Origin of the sequence: Clostridium subterminale, from assembly GCF_039521425.1 — a bacterium.
Classification (GTDB): Bacteria; Bacillota; Clostridia; order Clostridiales; family Clostridiaceae; genus Clostridium_J; species Clostridium_J subterminale.
The window spans coordinates 286,373-305,654 of record NZ_BAAACI010000005.1 but is presented as its reverse complement, the minus strand read 5'-3'; the positions used below and the strand labels follow the sequence as shown (position 1 = coordinate 305,654).

The window sequence follows — 19,282 nt, the reverse complement described above, 5'->3', positions numbered from 1 at the left end:
TCGGAATTAACTGGTTTTACCTTTTTCTCTGTTTAATTTTCAAAGACCATTTGGTTTTCATCAGCCTACCGACTGACTACTTTTTAAATTTTATCACCATCATTTTGTTCTGTCAATAACTTTTTAAACTTTTTTTAAACTTTTTTCTGTTTAAATTCATTTTTAAAGTTACCTAGATTTGAACTTTGAAGTTCGCATCACTTAGTGACGAGATTTATAATATCATAGGGTTGGCTATCTCTTCTTCATTTATGTGATTATATATATAAATTATCCTTTATTTTCTCTAATTTTCTTATTTTTTCTCTAACTTACATGTATTGATACACTTGGTTAAGTTTTTTTAATATAGCCTGTTAGGCTAATTAATTATATAGTTTTTAATCTGTAAAATCTTATAAATAACTACCAAATACATATATTTAGAACAAATAGTTCTCTATATAAATAGATAACTATTTGTATAGGAAACTATTTATATTTATAAATAGTTATATAGTTGTTCTGTCTATGCGGGTTTCAAGGGATTCGTCATTCAAATAATTGGATTAAAGATATTAAAATGTGCAGTAAAATAGTATGTTCTTATTACTTTTAACTAGTCCAACAAGTTAATATAACCTTCTTATAGTATGATTTACAATTCAGTTGCGATTATAAGAATAAAATTATATTCCTAGAAAACAGTAAATCGAAACTATCTCCTAGGAATATATGTTTACATTGTTAACTTCAAATAAAATGTTATTAGTTGTATCTATTTTATTTTTTATATAATTCCCTTTTACTTTAAGTTCTTAACTACTTCTTTAAATTTATTTCCTCTAACTTCAAAGTTTTCAAACATATCAAAGCTTGTGCATGCCGGAGCTAATGTTACTATGTCTCCACCAACTGATATTTCCACCGCTTTATTTACGGCTTCTTCCAAAGTATTGACTATATGAACATCAATATCAATTCCTTTTTCACTTTTTAATTTATCAAAAACTTTTTTAATTTGATCTTTAGCTTCTCCAAGCAAAATTAATGATTTAATATATGGATATCCTTCATATGCTAATGGGTCAAAAGGAACTTTTTTATCACGTCCTCCAGCAATTAATACTACCGGTTTTTCAAATGCTTTAATACCTGCTAATGTTCTAGTAGGACTTGAAGCTATAGAATTATTGTAATACTCTACATCTCTATAATTTCTCACAAATTCATTTCTATGATCTACGCCTTTAAATGTAGTTGCAACCTCTCTCATATATTTTACATCTACGTCATCTGCTATCAAAGCAAAGGCTGCTAATAAATTTTCTATATTATACATACCCTTAAGCAATACTTCGCTCTTATTGCATACTTTTTTACCTTTAGCAAAAAGATCTCCATCTTCATAATAAGCCCCATCTTCTACAGCCTTGTTTCTACTAAAAGTATAAAGTCTTCCACTTTCTTCCCCTTCAATACTTCTTGTAACATCATTATCTTCATTTAGTACCAAAAGATTATCTTTATTTTGATATTTAAATATATTCTTTTTAGAATCTATATACTCTTGTAAATCTTTATGCATATCTAAATGATTTGGGGATAAATTTGTAATTAAAGCTACCTCTGGAGATGTATCCATAGTCATAAGTTGAAAACTTGATAATTCAAGAACAACCTTATCATCTGGAGATATTTCTTCTATTTTAGTAAATAATGGTGTGCCTATATTCCCTCCAACCCAAGTTTTAAAGCCTGCAGCACTTAAAATGCTATATACCAAAGATGTAGTTGTTGTTTTTCCGTCACTTCCTGTTATACCGTATACTTTAGCTGGACAATATCTTACAAACTCCTCCATCTCAGATGTTATATATGCACCTTCATTTTTTGCTATAGTCAATTCCTTACCATCAATTCTCATAGATGGCGTTTTAAAAATAACATCGAAACCATGTAAGTTAGATAAATACTCTTCTCCTAATTCAAATTTAACTCCTTTGCATTGATACTTGTCTACAACGTCTTTAAGTTTTTCTATATTCTTTTTATCAAAAGCAGTAACCCTAGCTCCTAAACCTATAAGGAACTCTATAAGTGGTATATTACTCACCCCTATTCCTACGACAGCTACGTTTTTATCCTTAATAAATCTCTTAAAATCACTAAAATCTTTTTTCATTTTTATTCCTCCAGTACGACTATGTATTAGCTTACTTCCATACTATACTTATACTTACAATTATATCACTACAGCAGGCTTAAAAAAACTCTATGACATACACTTGCTCTATTTATTTCAACAACTCACCTATTTTCTATATTTTCGCCTATTTTCCCCTTGTATTCACTAGTTTTTGAATGTTTTTTTCAATTTAATTCATTATTTTTCAAAAAAGCTATTGCTATGAGTTTTTTAATATGATATAATCTGTTTGTGCCGTAAGTAAAGGTGTTAAAACTTTTCCCCAAAGGTTTAACATTGCACATAACATATCCCCATGATTAAACCCTATTTTTTACCGGATGCAAATCCGGTTATTTTTTTATCCATTTATATAAATCACCTGCAACAAAAACATTAATACAATATCTACATAAATTTTAGCCTACAATATATTTTTTAAACATCCTTAATTTATCATACATGTATCTATTTATTTTACATATTTAACTGTCTATATATGTTTACTATAAAATAACTCCAAGCAAATTAATGCCTAGAGCTATTTTAAATTCTTATAAACTTCTATTAGAATTCCATTTTTTCTTCTATATAAGATACGAGATTACTTATTGGCATTCTTACTTGCTCCATAGTATCTCTATCTCTTACTGTAACACTCTCATCTTCCATAGTATCAAAATCTATTGTAATACAGAATGGTGTTCCTATTTCATCTTCTCTTCTATATCTCTTTCCTATACTTCCAGCCTCATCATAATCTACATTAAACTTTTTAGATAATATTCCATACACATCAAGAGCCTTTTCACTTAATTTCTTGCTAAGTGGAAGTACTGCTGCCTTAAATGGTGCTAATGCTGGATGAAGATGCATTACTGTTCTGACATCTCCGCCTTCTAGTTCTTCTTCATCATAAGCTTCACACAAAAATGCTAATGCAACTCTATCAGCTCCTAATGATGGTTCTATACAATATGGTACATATTTCTCATTAGTAGTTGGATCTAAATAAGATAAATCTTCTCCTGAATGTTCCATGTGTCTTTTTAAGTCATAGTCTGTTCTATCAGCTATTCCCCAAAGCTCACCCCATCCAAATGGGAATAAAAACTCTATGTCACAAGTAGCATTACTATAGAATGACAGTTCTTCTTTTTCATGATCTCTAAATCTTAAGTTTTCCCTACCCATTCCTAAGTTGAATAAGAAATTCTTACAATATTCTTTCCAATATTCAAACCATTCCAAGTCAGTTCCTGGCTTACAGAAAAATTCAAGCTCCATTTGCTCAAACTCCCTTGTTCTAAAGGTAAAGTTTCCTGGAGTAATTTCATTTCTGAAAGATTTACCTATTTGAGCTATTCCAAAAGGTACTTTCTTTCTTGATGTTCTTTGAGAATTTTTAAAGTTTACAAATATACCTTGAGCTGTTTCAGGTCTTAAATATATTTCATTTTTACTGTCTTCAGTTATACCTTGGAAAGTTTTAAACATAAGATTAAACTTTCTTATATCTGTATAATTCATTTTCCCACACTTTGGACAAACCACATTGTGTTTTTCAATATATTCTTTATACTCTTCATTTGTCCATCCATCAGCTACAGCTACTTCTGCACCTTCTGAAACCATATGATCTTCAACCAACTTATCAGCTCTGAATCTAGCCTTACATTCTTTACAATCCATTAACGGATCAGAGAATCCACCTACATGACCTGTAGCTACCCAAACTTCTGGATTCATTAATATAGCACAATCTAACCCTATATTATACGGATTTTCTTGTACAAATTTTTTCCACCATGCTTTTTTGACGTTATTTTTAAATTCCACTCCTAAAGGACCATAATCCCATGAATTTGCAAGACCTCCATAAATCTCAGACCCAGAAAATATAAATCCTCTATTTTTACATAAAGCTACCATTTTATCCATAGTTAATTCTTTTCCCATGTTCATTACCTCCATAAATGTTTATTTTATTATTAATTGCAATTAACAAATTAATAGTTGAAAAATAAAAAACTTTAACCAATCAAGGGACGAAATTAATCCGCGGTTCCACCCTTATTAGCTAAAGCTCATCTTTAAAATTTATCACTAACTCAAAAGCTCCCTTCACAATATTGATTTGATGATTTACACCTACCACCATCTCTCTTTAAAATCTTTATTACTACTCTTCTTTATCATCGTTATTATTTAGTTTTTAATATTATCCACAAATCATATTATAATTCAAAATAAAATTAAAATATAAATATGGAATTTTATAAATATCAATTTTTATTATATTATCTACTATAACAAAATAAGCCGACTTAAAAGTCCGCTATAAACTATCTTATAAAAAAATGGCTCCGCGAAGAGGATTCGAACCTCCAACCTATCGGTTAACAGCCGAGTGCTCCACCGTTGAGCTATCGCGGAATATATAATTTATATCTAAATTATATCATATTTAATGTAAATTTCAACACTATTTCTATAAAATTTTAAAAATAATTTCTTTCACTTACATTATATGAATATTTTATCTAGAAACCATTTTAATATGCAACAATTATTTAACATATAATATTTCTTTACTGATATTATATATTAAATTAATACCTTAACATTTTACCCAAAAATTATTAAAATATGCAATAATTTTTGGGTAAAATTAATTTTAAAGTTATATATACTATTGTAGAGGCTTCATTGTTGGGAATAGTATAACATCCCTGATTGATACTGAATCAGTTAAGAACATTACTATTCTATCTATACCAATTCCAAGTCCGCCTGTTGGAGGCATTCCTACTTCAAGAGCACTCATGAATTCTTCATCAATTAGATAAGCTTCATCATCTCCAAGTTCTCTTTCTTTAGCTTGTTGCTCAAATCTTTGTCTTTGAACTATAGGATCATTAAGTTCTGAATAGGCATTACAAACTTCTCTACCATATACAAACCCTTCAAATCTCTCAGTAAATGCTTCATTTCCACGTTTTTTCTTAGTTAATGGCGATATTTCTACTGGATAATCACAAAGGAATGTTGGTTGAATTAAATGTTCTTCAGCAAACTCCTCAAATAAAACATTTAATACATCTGCTTTTGTACAGTCTTTTAATTCTTTTACAAATTCCAAATGCTTTTCTTTTGCAATTTGTCTAGCTTCTTCGTCTGTCTTAACTTCATTAAAATCTACACCTGCATATTCTTTTACAGCATCAACCATAGTTATTCTTCTCCATGGTGGTGTAAAGTCTATTTCAGTTCCCTGATAATTCACTTTAGTAGTACCATGAACTTTCTCACAAGCATATGCAACTAATTCTTCTGTTATTTTCATCATATCGTTATAATCAGCATAAGCTTCATATAATTCTATCATTGTAAATTCAGGATTATGTCTAATACTCATTCCTTCATTTCTAAAATTTTTACCCATATCATATACTTTTTCAAGTCCACCAACTATGCATCTTTTTAAGTATAACTCAGTAGCGATTCTTAAATACATATCTATATCTAAAGTGTTATGATGAGTTACGAATGGTCTTGCAGCCGCACCCCCAGCTATAGGAGATAAAATAGGAGTTTCAACTTCTAAGTATCCTCTATTATCCAAGAATTCTCTTACTGCTTTTATAATTTTTATTCTATTAATAAAAGTATCCCTTACATCTTTATTCATTACTAGGTCTACTTCTCTTTGTCTATATTTTAAATCTGGATTTTTAAGTCCATGCCATTTTTCTGGAAGTGGTTTTAATGATTTAGAAATCAAAGTTACTTTACTAGCTTTAACAGAAGTTTCTCCTGTCTTTGTTACAAACGGTATACCTGTAACTTCTAAAAAATCGCCTATATCAAAAGTTTTTGCATCTTTAAATTGTTCTTCTCCAACTCTATCAAGTCTTATATAAACTTGCATTTTTCCAGATCTATCATGAATATCACAGAATCCAGCTTTACCTTGAATTCTTTTAGACATAAGTCTTCCTGCAATTGTAACCTCAGTTTCTTGAAGCTTTTCATAATTATCCTTTATTTCTTGTGCTTCATGAGTTCTTTCAACTTTATATACGTCAAAAGGGTCCTTCCCTTGCGCTTGAAGATCAGCAAGCTTTTGTCTTCTAATCATTACTTGTTCATTATATTCAGCTTCTTGAGCTTGTAATTGTTCATTATCTGTTGCAACTTCTTGTAAATTATCATTGTTAGCTTCTGTAGCCATAAACCATTCCTCCTAGTTCTTTTTTATGATTATCTTTTAATTTCTAATACTTTATAGTTGTTAATTCCATCTGGAGTTGATACTTCTACAACATCTCCTGTTCTCTTTCCCATAAGAGCATTTCCTACAGGTGATTCATCTGAAATTTTATTTTCATAAGGGTCTACTTCAGCAGATCCAACAATATAAAATTCTATTTCTTCATCAAATTCATAATCATATACTTTTACACTTGTTCCTATACTAACTATATCTTTAGGAATTTCACTTTCATCTACTACAGATGCGTTTCTTAACATGTTCTCAAGTTGAATAATTCTTCCTTCAACGAAAGCCTGCTCATTTTTTGCTTCATCATACTCTGAATTTTCACTTAAATCTCCATATCCTAGGGCAACCTTTATCTTTTCTGTTATTTCCTTTCTTTTAACAGTTTTTAAGTATTCTAGCTCATCTTCAAGCTTCTTTATTCCTTCGTAAGTCATCACGTATTTTTTAGTTTCGCTCATATTTCTCTCCCCTTCAATCTTACTAAATAATTCTATATCATTATAAATACTCAATTGTATCATATATAGTCTCTATAATCTTTGATTAATTATAAAACAGCTGCAATTCCTTGTCAATAAAGGTATATTTATATTAAAAATTCTACTTTTCATAATTTAATTTATACTTTTCTAACAAATTATACATTTCATCATAGGATATAGCAGAGTTGATTTTATCTTTAATTTCGGTACAATTTCTTAACCCCTTAATATACCATGCTATATGCTTTCTCATTTCTCTTACAGCTTTATTTTCATCAAAGAACTTTATAGCTCTATTCAAATGAGTAATACACATATCTATTCTCTCTGTATCAGTAGGCCTTACTATATCATTGCCATCAATTCCCTGTTTTATTTCTCTAAATATCCACGGATTTCCCATGGCACCTCTTGCTATCATTATACCATCACAATTAGTTTGTTTCCTCATATTTATAGCATCTTCTGCCTCAAATATATCACCATTACCAATGACAGGTATAGAAACAGCTTCCTTTACTTGCTTTATTATATCCCAATCAGCCTTACCTTCATACATCTGTTCTCTAGTTCTTCCATGAACTGTTATAGCATCTACTCCCGCATCTTCTAAATATTTAGCAAACTCCACTGCATTTATGCTATTGGAATCAAAGCCCTTTCTAAACTTTACTGTAATAGGTTTACTTGAGGCTTTCTTCATTTCTTTAACAATTTCACTAGCCAGTTTTGGGTTTTTCATTAAAGCAGAACCTTCTCCATTTTTAACTATCTTTGGTACTGGACATCCCATATTTACATCTATAATAGTAACTCCGTCCATACCTTGAATGGTTTCACAAGCAAATGCCATTATCTTTGGCTCACTTCCAAATATCTGTAATGCTACGTGTTTTTCTTCATCACTTATTCTCATAAGAGTTCCAGTATTTTTACTATTATAATATAGCCCTTTTGCACTAACCATTTCTGTATAAACTAGTCCACATCCCATTTCTTTGCATATACCTCTATAAGCTATATCAGTAACCCCTGCCATAGGAGCAAGAAATACAGGATTTTCAAAGCTTATATTTGAAATTTTCATTTTATCACCTATTCTCTATTCTTCTCGTATATAATCCTAAGTCCTTCTAAAGTTAAGAATGGTTCAACTTTATCTATAGATTCAGATCCTTCCGCTATAAGGTTAGCAAGACCTCCTGTAGCTATTACCATAGGATTCTCCTCTCCTAATGCTATCATTTCTTTTTTAATTTTACTTACAATAAAATCAACTTGACCTATATAACCATATACAATACCTGCTTGCATACTTGCTACTGTATTTTTACAAATAACTGTTTCTGGTTTTATAAGTTCTACTCTTGGGAGTTTAGCAGCTTTTTGGAATAATGCATCTGAAGATATTTTTATACCTGGTGATATAGTTCCACCTATGTAATCTCCATTAGCAGCTACTGCACAAAAAGTAGTTGCAGTTCCAAAATCTATAATTACTAATGGTTTCTTATACATTTCATGAGCTGCTACTGCATTAACTATTCTATCTGCTCCCACTTCTTTAGGATTATCATATTTTATATTTATTCCTGTCTTTATTCCCGGACCAACCACTAGAGGTTTTTTATTAAAAAACTTTCTTACCATATGCTCTAGAGAATACATTATATTGGGAACTACTGATGAAATAATTACTCCTGATATATCATTAACATCTAGCTTGTTGTAAGAAAAAAGCTGAGCTACTTCTATCATATATTCATCAGAAGTTTTTCTATTATCTGTAGATAATCTCCATTCTATTATTAATTCCTTACTCTTATAAATACCTAATACTATGTTAGTATTTCCTACGTCTAATACGAATATCATAATCATGTCACCTCTATATAATTAAAAGCAGCTTTTAAGCTGCTTTTTAAATGTTCCTAATTATTATAACACATTTAACACTTTTACTATATAACTTAATTAACTTTTTTAAGTTAATACTACTTTATGTGTTAATGAATTTTATGTAATATCACTGTAGACTACTCTATTATGTTTTATATGAGATTATTACTATTTATTATATCAACCTCATCTTTGAAAATCTCATATAATTCTCCTTTTAATGTTCCATCACTAAAATTATTCATGATATTCAGATATATTTTTTTTAAATTATCTTCTTTTCTACTTAAGCAATTACTTCTAAGCTTTTTTTCTTTTTCCTTGCCATGAAACATTATTCCTTACCTCCTTATAATACTTTTTAAAACTTTGATATGATTATTATGTCTTACAATTGAATTTTGTGCCCTGTTGTCAATTTCTTGAATAGGTACATTTGCCAAGTAACTTTCATAGCTTCTAATAATCTCATTTTCTTTATTAATTAGAAATTGAATCATTGTATCTTTCATAATAATCTCCTCCTTTTTCCTATTATTATCAAATAAAAAAGGGGATATACCTTTATTTTAAAAGTACATACCCTTTTTATAAATTATTTACAATCTACATATTTAATCTTTATATTAAGCTCCAAATAAAGCTAATAATACACCTGCCGCAACAGCACTTCCTATAACTCCAGATACATTTGCACCCATAGCATTCATAAGTAGGAAGTTAGTAGGATCCTCTTTTTGACCTACAACTTGAGAAACTCTCGCTGCCATAGGTACTGCTGATACTCCAGCAGATCCAATTAATGGATTTACTTTCCCTTTAGTTAATTTACACATGACTTTTCCTACAATAACTCCTCCTGCTGTCGCTACTGCAAATGAAGCTACCCCAATTATAATAATTCCTATAGTTTTAGGATTTATAAAGGCTTCTGCTGTTGCTGTAGCTCCAACAGAAAGTCCAAGAAATATAGTAATTATGTTTATAAGAGCATTTTGTGCAGTATCTGAAAGTCTTCCAACTACTCCAGATTCTTTAAATAAGTTACCAAGCATTAACATTCCTATCAACGGTAGTAAAGCTGGTAATAATAAAGTTACTAATATAGTTACAACTATAGGGAATACTATTTTTTCTATTTGCTTAACTTGTCTTAGTTGTCCCATTTTTATTCTACGCTCTTCTTTAGTTGTAAGAGCTTTCATTATTGGTGGCTGTATAAGTGGTACAAGCGCCATATATGAGTAGGCTGCTACTGCAATAGGTCCCAATAGATGTCCCGCTAGCTTATTTGTTAAGAATATAGCTGTAGGGCCATCTGCTCCTCCTATAATTCCTATAGAAGCAGCTTCCTGTGGTGTAAAACCAAAAAGAATAGCTACTCCAAAAGCAAAGAAAATACCAAACTGCGCTCCAGCTCCCATAAGTACACTAGATGGATTAGCAAGCAATGGACCAAAATCTGTCATAGCCCCTACACCCAAGAATATAAGCGGAGGGAATATCTCCCATTTCACTCCTTTTGATAAATAATATAGTAATCCTCCTGCTTCCTTACCTATAGGCTCGGCCATAATATTGCCTAGTGGTATGTTAGCAAGTAACATACCAAATGCTATTGGCAATAATAAAAGAGGTTCGAATTTTTTACCGATAGCTAGCCATATGAAAACTAAAGATACTCCTATCATTACAGCTTGTTGCCATGTTAAAGCCGCAAATCCAGATGAGGCAAACAAATCTTTAATTACTTCAAAAATGTTCATTTAAATTGACCTCCTATTATGCAATAACAGCTAATATATCTCCAGTATTAACTGCGGCTCCTTGTGTTACATTTATCTCTACTACAGTTCCATCTGTTGGAGACATAATTTCATTCTCCATTTTCATAGCTTCCAGTACGAATAAAACATCACCTTGTTTAACTGTTGCACCCTTAGTTGCAACTACTTTAACTATTGTTCCTGGCATTGGCGCTTCTGCCTTTGCTCCTTCTGCAGTTGATGCTACCGGTGCTGCAGTTGATACTACTGGTGTTGCAGCTGAAGTTGACGCTGCTACTGGTGCTGCTGATTGTACTGGTTGTGCTGGTGTCACTTGCACTGGTTGCGCTGGTGTCACTTGTACTGTTGGTGCTACTGGTGTAGCAAACTCACCCTTTACTTCTTCTACCTCTACTTGATATAAATTTCCATTAACTGTAACATTATATTTTTTCATACGAAATATCCTCCTAACAATAACTTCTATTTAATAGAAGCACTTCTCCAACTTGAATTATTATTAACCCTTTTTATACTCTTTATATTTAATTCATCTAGTGACTTACCAGTATGAGCAGATAATGATGCCATTATAGCTGCTACTAACTCATATTCCTTATTAATATCTACTGTTTGCACAGTATTATCAACTTCACTCACCGTAATTGATACTTCCTTCGGTTCCTCATTAGCATTAGATCTTTTTTTATAATCTCTTCCTAGCAAAAAGCTTTGTAATTTAATTATGAGCATAAGTGCCAATAACACTCCAAATACTATTATCATAGCAATGGCAGCTACACCTAATGCAAAGTATAAATTTTCTAGGGTGAAGTTTCTGAATAATGTTTCTTTCATATTATACTCCTCCTAAACTAGTGTACTACCATGTGTTTTAGGATATTTTAATTCTCTTTTACTTTGTAACATATCTAGCATAGCAAATATCCTTTGCTTGCTTTCACTTGGTTTTATCACATCATCTATTATTCCCATACTTGCCAAATTATAAGGATTGGTTACTTCATCATAGTATTTAGCAATTACATCTTTTTCTCCTTGTTTATGATCCTCTGAGTTAAATATCTCATCTCTGTATAGTCCTTTTATATATTCTTCTGGACTTGTTAAACATACTTTTGCTGTTGGCCAAGCCATTGTAACATCAAATGCTGATTCTCTTGAAGCTAATACTTCATATCCAAGACCATAAGCTTCTCCTATAATTAAAGAAACCTTTGGAACTGTAGCATCAATTAATGAATACATAAGCTTTCCAATATTTTTAGCAAGTCCATTATTTTCTTCTTCTAAAGAAACTGATGCTCCTTTTGTATCTACTAAGCTTAAAATAGATATATTGAAACTGTCACATAATTTTATAAAACTTGAAACCTTATTTGATCCTAAATTATCAATTTCTTTATTTTTAGAATTTAATATAACTCCAACTGTCAATCCGTTAATTTTTCCCAGAACAGTTCTAAAGTTAGTAGCAAAGCCTCTATATATTTCTATGATACTATCTTCATCAACTATAGTATTTAAAATTTCATCTAAAGAACAATTATCCTTTTCAACCATTTCATCAAGATTTAACTTACCTACATTTAAATTTAAATCTTCATTACTAACGGTAGGTAATTCTAAATTATTTGATGGCATATAAGAAATTATATTTCTTATAACTTGGAATGCTTCTTCTTCAGTAGCAGCATTTATATGTGCATTACTATTTCTATTAGCACTTACTCCATTGCTTACCATTGATTTATCCACATACTTACCTTCTTTTTCAGTAAGCTTACTTAAAGAAGATACACTTAAATCACTTATTTCATCTACAGCAACTACTACATCACTCATAGTTCCAAACAATGATGTTATACCATTACAAGGACCGCATATAACTGATACTCTTGGAACTATACCGCTTAGCTTAGCATACTTGTTTAAGACTAATCCATAAGAACCAAGTAATTCTATTCCTTCATTTAATTTTCCACCTATGGAATCAATAACTTGAACTACAGGAGCACCTATTTTAGCAGCATTATCAAGAATATTTATTATTTTTCTTCCCATAGTTTTTGTAAATGTTCCACCTTCTACCGTATAGTCACAGCTATATATAAATACTAGTCTTCCATTTACAGTTCCATGACCAGTAATTACACCGGCTCCATTGCCTGAAACAAGAGAACCAATTTCTACAAATGTTCCTTCATCTAATAATGCAAGAACTCTTTCTCTTGCTGTAAGTTTATTTAGGTTGTGTTGCATTTGTACTTGACTATCTCCACCACCTAAGTGTGATGTATCTTTAAGCGAATTAAACACTTCAAGTTTATTCATTTTACTGCCTCCTGACATATTAACTTTACCGTATATAATATTAACACATTTCACACCATTTGTATACATTAATTGCAAGTTTTAATTCATTTTTCTGTGAATTCCTTATTTTTAAAATTTCTATAATTCAGATAACCTTTATTATAGTATTCTGCTTAAATTAATTTTAATCCCTGTCTATTTAAATTTATAAAAAAACTAATCCTATGAAATCATAGGATTAGTAAATAAATTTTAATTTTAAATTATTTGTAGTTAAATATTAAACCAAATTAATATATAATCTAATTTTAATATAATAATTTTAGAATAGACCTTCTATAGTTCCATCTTCATGAATATCTATTTTATTTGCAGCAGGAACCTTTGGAAGTCCCGGCATAGTCATTATAGCTCCTGTTAATACAACTATAAAACCTGCTCCATTTGATAACTTAACTTCTTTTACGGATATATTAAATCCTGTTGGTCTTCCTAATAAAGCAGGATTATCAGAAAGGGAATTTTGAGTTTTGGCTACACATATAGGCACTTTATGAAGTCCTAATTTTTCTATTTCACTAATCTGTTTTTTAGCTGATGCTGTAAAATCTACATCATCTGCTCCATATATTTCCCTTGCAATAATTTTTATTTTTTCTTTAATATCCAGTTCTTCATCGTATAAAGCTTGGAAATTGCTTTGTTTATTTCCAATAGTTGAAATAACTTTATTTGCTAAGTCTTTTCCACCTTCTGCTCCTTTTTCCCAAACTTCAGTTAAAGATACCTCCACTCCATTAGTTTTACAGAATTCTTCTATGAACTTAACTTCTTCATCACTATCTGATATGAATTTGTTTATAGCTACAACTACTGGAACATTAAATTTTTGTATGTTTTCTATTTGTTTCTCTAGGTTAACAACACCCTTAGATAATGCTTCTACATTTGGAGTATTTAATTCTTCTTTTTTAACTCCACCATGATGTTTTAACGCACGAATTGTTGCAACTATAACTACACAGCTTGGTTTTAATTCTCCATACCTACATTTAATATCAAAGAATTTTTCTGCTCCTAAGTCTGCACCAAATCCAGCTTCAGTAATAGCATAATCTCCTAGCTTTAATGCCATTTTAGTTGCAAGTATACTATTACAACCATGAGCTATATTAGCAAAAGGGCCTCCATGAATTATTGCTGGAGTATTATCTAATGTTTGTACTAAGTTAGGTTTTATAGCATCCTTCATCAACATAGCCATTGCACCTTCAACTTTTAAGTCCTTGCAATAAATTGGATTTCCATCAAGATCATATGCTACAAGGATTTTACCAAATCTCTCTTTAAGATCCATAAGATTGTTAGATAAACATAATATCGCCATAATCTCAGAAGCAACAGTAATTGTAAATCCATCTTCCCTTAAGAATCCATTTGGCTTACCACCCATACCAACTACTATATTTCTAAGAGCTCTATCATTCATATCTAAAACCCTTTTAAATATAATTCTTCTTGAATCTATTCGAAGTTCATTTCCTTGATGAATATGATTATCTATAGCCGCAGCTAATAAATTGTTTGTTGTTGTAATAGCATGCATATCTCCTGTAAAATGAAGGTTTATATCTTCCATTGGTACTACTTGAGCATAACCGCCACCTGCAGCACCTCCCTTAACTCCAAAAACTGGTCCTAATGAAGGTTCTCTTAATGCTATAACAGCATTTTTACCTAAACTGCAAAGTGCTTGACCAAGTCCTATAGTTACTGTAGATTTTCCTTCTCCTGCTGGAGTTGGGTTAATTGCTGTAACTAATATAAGTTTCCCATCTTCATTATCTTTTCTACTTTCAAGAACATCTAGAGATATCTTTGCTTTATACTTTCCATAAAGATCTAAATCATCCTCAGTTAAACCTAATGTTTTTCCTACCTCTAAAATTGGTATCATCTTTGAACTTTGAGCAATTTCAATATCAGTTTTCATAAATTAACCTCCTAAGTATTACATTAATTTGTACTATTTTTTCAAAATTCAGAAATAAATTAAGCTATGATAACTATGAATATAGTTGTGTCAGTAGTTTTTTCAATATTCTTCTATTTTAAGTTCATTATAACATAATTACTTTTATAAAAAAAGCACAGCAATAGCTGTGCTTTTAAAACAATATATTAACTTTCCTTATATGTGTTACTCTCATTGTCTGAAGTTTTTTCTTCTATTGAATTTTCATCTGTTGATACTTCATCATTAAGAGTTTCTACATTCCAGTCCTTAAACTTTTCATTAGAACTAACACTATTTTCTTCTACTGGAACGTCATTTTCTTCTTTCGGAGAATCTAATACAATTCTTTCTGCATCAAACTCTGCAAGAGTTTTTCCCTCCATTATTGCATTAAATTCTTCTGCAGTAAGTTTTTCTCTTTCAAGTAAAGCTTTTGCAACATCATGAAGTTTATCTATATTTTCCTTAAGAATAGTTTCTGTTCTCTCATAAGCCTCATCAATTAAAGCTTTAATTTCTCTGTCTATCTTAGATGCAACCTCTTCTGAGAAGTCTCTTGTTCTTCCAAAGTCTCTTCCCATAAATACTTCACCATCATCTTTTCCAAAAGATATAGGTCCTAGAGCATCTGTCATACCATATTCCATAACCATCTTCTTAGCTATTGATGTTGTTCTATCTATATCATTTTTGGCTCCTGTACTTATATCTCCAAGAATCAATGCTTCTGCAACTCTTCCTCCTAAAAGACCAACCATATCATCTCTAAGTTTAGACTTAGATGTATATGCCGTATCTTCATTAGGTAGATGTAAAGTATATCCTCCTGCCATCCCTCTTGGAATAATACTAATTTCATGCACAGCATAAGAATTAGGCAAGTATTTAGATACTACTGCGTGACCCGCTTCATGGTATGCAGTTAAATTCTTATCTTTATCACTAATAACCCTAGATTTCTTTTCTGGTCCAGCCATTACTCTAGTTATTGATTCTTCTAGTTCTTCCATAGTTATAACTTTTCTTCTAGCTCTAACAGTTAATAAAGCTGATTCATTCATTAGATTTTCAAGGTCTGCTCCAGTAAATCCTGGCGTTCTCTTTGCAAGTATTTTTAAATCTACATCTTCATTTAAAGGTTTATTCTTAGAGTGAACCTTTAATATTTCTTCTCTTCCTTTAACGTCAGGTACACCAACAACTATCTGTCTATCAAATCTACCTGGTCTTAAAAGAGCTGGATCTAAAATGTCTGGTCTATTTGTAGCAGCTACCATTATTATGCCTTCATTTACACCAAATCCATCCATTTCAACAAGAAGTTGGTTTAAAGTTTGCTCTCTTTCATCATGTCCGCCACCCATACCAGCGCCTCTTTGTCTACCTACAGCATCAATTTCATCTATAAAGATTATACAAGGAGAGTTCTTTTTCGCTTGTTCAAATAAGTCTCTAACTCTTGAAGCTCCAACTCCTACAAACATTTCAACGAAGTCTGATCCTGATATGCTGAAAAACGGTACTCCAGCTTCTCCAGCTACTGCTTTTGCTAAAAGAGTTTTTCCTGTTCCCGGAGGACCAACTAATAGTACTCCTTTTGGAATTCTAGCCCCTACTTCCATATATCTCTTAGGATTTTTAAGAAAATCTACTATCTCTTCAAGTTCTTGCTTTTCTTCATCAGCTCCAGCTACATTCTTAAATGTAACTTTTTTATCCCCTTCTAAAGGTACCGCCATCTTAGCTTTACTTTTACCAAAACTCATAACTCCACGGCCGCCACCGCCACCGCTTCCACTAGACTGATTCATAAACATTATCCAGAATAATACCACCATGCCTATCACAAGAAGTGTAGGTAAAATTCTCATCCAAACTGGTACTGTAGCAGGTGGATCATATTTTTCATTCATATCAGGGTTAGGATTTGCTTGAATTATTTGAGAATACCTTGATTGTAAAATATTTACACTGAATTCGGTACCATCGCTTAATTTACCTCTCACTGATGTACCATCAGATGATGTTTGTATAGCTGTTACTTGTTTTTGTTGCATATATTTTTCAAATTCTGTTACACTTATTTCTTTAAGACTTCCTGTACTATCGAATAATGACAGTGCAGAAAATATAACTAGTATTAACACTAAAAACCAAATTGTTGCACTAGAAATTTTTTTCATTTAAAGCCCCCCTCTCTCTATGGTTCAATATCACTAAAAATTCTATCATATGAGTTTTTCCTTTACAACATTAATAATATTAATTATTAATGAACTACTATTCTGTTCTTTTTTAAATAATAAATAAGCTTAATATCTATATAGTATAAAACTTTATTCCTTCATATATACATGCTCATCTAGTATTCCTATATAAGGAAGATTTCTATAGATTTCAGCATAATCAAGACCATACCCTACTAAGAAGTAATCCGGAACATCAAAGCCAAGATATTTAACCTCTAACTCTTCCTTTCTTCTTTCAGGTTTATTAAGTAAACATGCTATTTCAAGGCTTCTTGGATTTCTAGCACCTAAGTACTTCATAAGATATTTTAGAGTTACTCCACTATCTATAATATCTTCTACTATTAACACATCTTTACCTTTTATTTCAAAGTCAAGATCCTTTATTATTTTTACTATTCCTGAAGACTGTGTAGCATCTCCATAGCTAGATACAGCCATAAAATCCATCTTGCAAGGTATAGTAATGTTTTTCATTAAATCAGCCATAAACATTACTGAACCTTTTAGAATACCAAGGACAATTAAGTCTCTCCCTACATATTCATTTGATATTTTGGCTCCTATTTCTTTAATTTTTTCTGTCAAAACCTCTTCAGTTAATAAAACTTCCTTAATGTCCTTATTCATGTTTTTCCTGCCTTTCCAATCTTACTTCTATAATATTTTTTACTCCTTCATGGATTTTAAACTTATCACTTATTTTGTATCCTATTATCCATGAAATATCTTCATCAAAACAAAGCAGAGGTACAAGATCTCTTTCTTCCCTTGGAATCTTTAAATCTATAAATATATCCTTTAACTTCTTGCTACCTTTCATCCCAAGAGGAGAAAATCTATCCCCATTCTTTCTAAATCTTAATGTTATATTTTTTATATTAGTACCATTAAAATATTTTATGTTATCATCAGATTTAAAATTCATTTTTTTGTCACCATCTATACATCTTATATATACTTTAAGTCCTAGCTCCTCAATATAATTATTACCCATATTAAGATTTAAAATAGTATCTATATCAACTTTGCATTGTTTTTTTTGCATTGTTATTTCAATATTTCCATATACATTCTTGATTAATATTTCTTTTGGAACAGTTGTAAACTTTCCTGTACTAGATTTCTGTAAGTTTATTATATTATCGATATGTATGCTTTGAATATTATTTATATCCCCTTTAACTTGTAATAGAGCCTTTCTTATAACTCTACTTACTAAAGATGGATGAAGATAAAATGCATCTTTATATATTATAACCTTATCTTCTCCTATATCACAATATTTTTGGAAAACTTTGATTACATTTTCTTGAATATAATCCTCATCACGTTTTATCAATTCACACATTCTATTTAAAGTTGTTACTATATCTGAATTAAAGTTTTGTTGGATATAAGGTATCAACTCTAATCGAATCTTGTTTCTTGAATATATAGTCTCATAATTTGTATGATCTATTCTTGCTGGAAGATTGTTTTCTTTACAGTATCCCTCTATTTCTTGTCTACTCACATTTATTATTGGTCTTATATATACTTCATCTCTTACAGGTTTAATTCCTATAAGACCTTCTATTCCAGTTCCTCTCATCAACCTCATAAGCACCGTTTCTGCTTGATCATTAAGATTATGAGCTAAAGCAACTTTATTTGCGTTAAGTTTTTTTAGAAGATCTTCAAAAAATTCATACCTTGCATCTCTACCAGCCATCTCTGTGGAGATATTATTTTCACTAGCCATATAGTTTATATCTACAGCCTTGCTAAAGAATTCAATATTGTTTTCTTGACAAAACCTTCTACAAGTAGCTTCATCTTCATCAGATTCACTGCTTCTTAACATATGATTCACATGAGCTGCGTATAGCTTTATATTATACTCATCTATTAATGTAGACAACACATGCAATAAACTTATAGAGTCAGGACCTCCAGATAAGGCAACAATAACTTTATCTCCCTTATTTAACATTCCATTTTCCTCAATGGTTTTAATAACTTCATTTCTCATGCTATTATTATGTACTTTTGCCCAATCTTTCTCACTCATAAAAACACTTCCTAAAAATATAGTTTT

The 19,282-nt window shown here is 30.7% G+C and carries 16 protein-coding genes, 1 tRNA gene and 1 other annotated feature; all 17 genes read right to left on the bottom strand.

Translation table 11 applies throughout. From position 1 onward, the window contains the following. Positions 1–784: 784 nt before the first annotated feature. Entirely contained in the window at positions 785–2,164 is a 1,380-nt protein-coding gene (gene murD / locus ABDZ93_RS08970) for a UDP-N-acetylmuramoyl-L-alanine--D-glutamate ligase (RefSeq protein ID WP_343825654.1), read from the bottom strand. Between the two features lie 570 nt (positions 2,165–2,734). Beyond that, on the bottom strand, positions 2,735–4,126 hold the full coding sequence (locus ABDZ93_RS08965) for a glycine--tRNA ligase (RefSeq protein WP_343825653.1): 1,392 nt from the start codon (positions 4,124–4,126) through the stop codon (positions 2,735–2,737). 82 nt (positions 4,127–4,208) lie between these two features. Further along, positions 4,209–4,375, bottom strand: a binding site (T-box leader). 153 nt (positions 4,376–4,528) lie between these two features. Next, positions 4,529–4,603 (bottom strand) — tRNA-Asn (locus tag ABDZ93_RS08960). A gap of 256 nt (positions 4,604–4,859) precedes the next feature. Beyond that, on the bottom strand, positions 4,860–6,401 hold the full coding sequence (gene lysS, locus ABDZ93_RS08955) for a lysine--tRNA ligase (RefSeq protein WP_343825651.1): 1,542 nt from the start codon (positions 6,399–6,401) through the stop codon (positions 4,860–4,862). A gap of 29 nt (positions 6,402–6,430) precedes the next feature. Beyond that, positions 6,431–6,910 carry a transcription elongation factor GreA gene (gene greA, locus ABDZ93_RS08950; protein ID WP_343825650.1) on the bottom strand — a complete coding sequence of 160 codons (480 nt, stop codon included), beginning with the start codon at positions 6,908–6,910 and terminating at the stop codon, positions 6,431–6,433. A gap of 142 nt (positions 6,911–7,052) precedes the next feature. Beyond that, positions 7,053–8,021: a tRNA dihydrouridine synthase DusB gene (gene dusB, locus ABDZ93_RS08945; RefSeq protein WP_343825649.1), complete on the bottom strand. Its 969-nt coding sequence runs from the start codon at positions 8,019–8,021 to the stop codon at positions 7,053–7,055. A gap of 8 nt (positions 8,022–8,029) precedes the next feature. Beyond that, the gene (locus tag ABDZ93_RS08940) at positions 8,030–8,809 is read right to left on the bottom strand and encodes a type III pantothenate kinase (protein ID WP_343825648.1); all 780 of its coding nucleotides are present in this window, start codon (positions 8,807–8,809) and stop codon (positions 8,030–8,032) included. A 176-nt stretch (positions 8,810–8,985) separates the two neighbouring features. Next, a complete protein-coding gene (locus tag ABDZ93_RS08935; RefSeq protein ID WP_343825647.1) occupies positions 8,986–9,168 on the bottom strand; it encodes a hypothetical protein in 183 nt (60 codons plus the stop codon). Positions 9,169–9,174: 6 nt separating this feature from the next. Next, the gene (locus ABDZ93_RS08930; protein WP_343825646.1) at positions 9,175–9,345 is read right to left on the bottom strand and encodes a hypothetical protein; all 171 of its coding nucleotides are present in this window, start codon (positions 9,343–9,345) and stop codon (positions 9,175–9,177) included. 114 nt (positions 9,346–9,459) lie between these two features. Continuing rightward, positions 9,460–10,599, bottom strand: coding sequence for a sodium ion-translocating decarboxylase subunit beta (locus tag ABDZ93_RS08925; RefSeq protein WP_343825645.1), 1,140 nt, complete (start codon positions 10,597–10,599; stop codon positions 9,460–9,462). Between the two features lie 16 nt (positions 10,600–10,615). Then, entirely contained in the window at positions 10,616–11,056 is a 441-nt protein-coding gene (locus tag ABDZ93_RS08920; protein WP_343825644.1) for a biotin/lipoyl-containing protein, read from the bottom strand. A 26-nt stretch (positions 11,057–11,082) separates the two neighbouring features. Then, a complete protein-coding gene (locus tag ABDZ93_RS08915) occupies positions 11,083–11,457 on the bottom strand; it encodes an OadG family protein (protein WP_343825642.1) in 375 nt (124 codons plus the stop codon). A gap of 12 nt (positions 11,458–11,469) precedes the next feature. Then, positions 11,470–12,954: a carboxyl transferase domain-containing protein gene (locus ABDZ93_RS08910; RefSeq protein WP_343825640.1), complete on the bottom strand. Its 1,485-nt coding sequence runs from the start codon at positions 12,952–12,954 to the stop codon at positions 11,470–11,472. Positions 12,955–13,258: 304 nt separating this feature from the next. Next, positions 13,259–14,929 carry a formate--tetrahydrofolate ligase gene (locus tag ABDZ93_RS08905; protein WP_343825638.1) on the bottom strand — a complete coding sequence of 557 codons (1,671 nt, stop codon included), beginning with the start codon at positions 14,927–14,929 and terminating at the stop codon, positions 13,259–13,261. Positions 14,930–15,117: 188 nt separating this feature from the next. Then, on the bottom strand, positions 15,118–17,136 hold the full coding sequence (gene ftsH, locus ABDZ93_RS08900) for an ATP-dependent zinc metalloprotease FtsH (protein ID WP_343825636.1): 2,019 nt from the start codon (positions 17,134–17,136) through the stop codon (positions 15,118–15,120). A 153-nt stretch (positions 17,137–17,289) separates the two neighbouring features. Continuing rightward, positions 17,290–17,832: a hypoxanthine phosphoribosyltransferase gene (gene hpt / locus ABDZ93_RS08895; protein WP_343825634.1), complete on the bottom strand. Its 543-nt coding sequence runs from the start codon at positions 17,830–17,832 to the stop codon at positions 17,290–17,292. Next, positions 17,825–19,255 (bottom strand): tRNA lysidine(34) synthetase TilS, encoded by a 1,431-nt coding sequence (tilS, locus tag ABDZ93_RS08890; RefSeq protein WP_343825631.1) that lies wholly within the window; start codon positions 19,253–19,255, stop codon positions 17,825–17,827. The genes hpt and tilS overlap by 8 nt, the downstream gene beginning before the upstream one ends. Positions 19,256–19,282: the final 27 nt, after the last annotated feature.

What these genes read in the sequence shown, in the direction of transcription:
- ABDZ93_RS08965 (WP_343825653.1), bottom strand. Translation starts at nt 4,126, where the DNA reads ATGGGAAAAGAATTAACTATGGATAAAATGGTAGCTTTATGTAAAAAT.
- ftsH (WP_343825636.1), bottom strand. Translation starts at nt 17,136, where the DNA reads ATGAAAAAAATTTCTAGTGCAACAATTTGGTTTTTAGTGTTAATACTA.
- ABDZ93_RS08925 (WP_343825645.1), bottom strand. Translation starts at nt 10,599, where the DNA reads ATGAACATTTTTGAAGTAATTAAAGATTTGTTTGCCTCATCTGGATTT.
- ABDZ93_RS08905 (WP_343825638.1), bottom strand. Translation starts at nt 14,929, where the DNA reads ATGAAAACTGATATTGAAATTGCTCAAAGTTCAAAGATGATACCAATT.
- ABDZ93_RS08910 (WP_343825640.1), bottom strand. Translation starts at nt 12,954, where the DNA reads ATGAATAAACTTGAAGTGTTTAATTCGCTTAAAGATACATCACACTTA.
- murD (WP_343825654.1), bottom strand. Translation starts at nt 2,164, where the DNA reads ATGAAAAAAGATTTTAGTGATTTTAAGAGATTTATTAAGGATAAAAAC.
- ABDZ93_RS08920 (WP_343825644.1), bottom strand. Translation starts at nt 11,056, where the DNA reads ATGAAAAAATATAATGTTACAGTTAATGGAAATTTATATCAAGTAGAG.
- ABDZ93_RS08940 (WP_343825648.1), bottom strand. Translation starts at nt 8,809, where the DNA reads ATGATATTCGTATTAGACGTAGGAAATACTAACATAGTATTAGGTATT.
- dusB (WP_343825649.1), bottom strand. Translation starts at nt 8,021, where the DNA reads ATGAAAATTTCAAATATAAGCTTTGAAAATCCTGTATTTCTTGCTCCT.
- ABDZ93_RS08930 (WP_343825646.1), bottom strand. Translation starts at nt 9,345, where the DNA reads ATGAAAGATACAATGATTCAATTTCTAATTAATAAAGAAAATGAGATT.
- ABDZ93_RS08915 (WP_343825642.1), bottom strand. Translation starts at nt 11,457, where the DNA reads ATGAAAGAAACATTATTCAGAAACTTCACCCTAGAAAATTTATACTTT.
- ABDZ93_RS08935 (WP_343825647.1), bottom strand. Translation starts at nt 9,168, where the DNA reads ATGTTTCATGGCAAGGAAAAAGAAAAAAAGCTTAGAAGTAATTGCTTA.
- hpt (WP_343825634.1), bottom strand. Translation starts at nt 17,832, where the DNA reads ATGAATAAGGACATTAAGGAAGTTTTATTAACTGAAGAGGTTTTGACA.
- lysS (WP_343825651.1), bottom strand. Translation starts at nt 6,401, where the DNA reads ATGGCTACAGAAGCTAACAATGATAATTTACAAGAAGTTGCAACAGAT.
- tilS (WP_343825631.1), bottom strand. Translation starts at nt 19,255, where the DNA reads ATGAGTGAGAAAGATTGGGCAAAAGTACATAATAATAGCATGAGAAAT.
- greA (WP_343825650.1), bottom strand. Translation starts at nt 6,910, where the DNA reads ATGAGCGAAACTAAAAAATACGTGATGACTTACGAAGGAATAAAGAAG.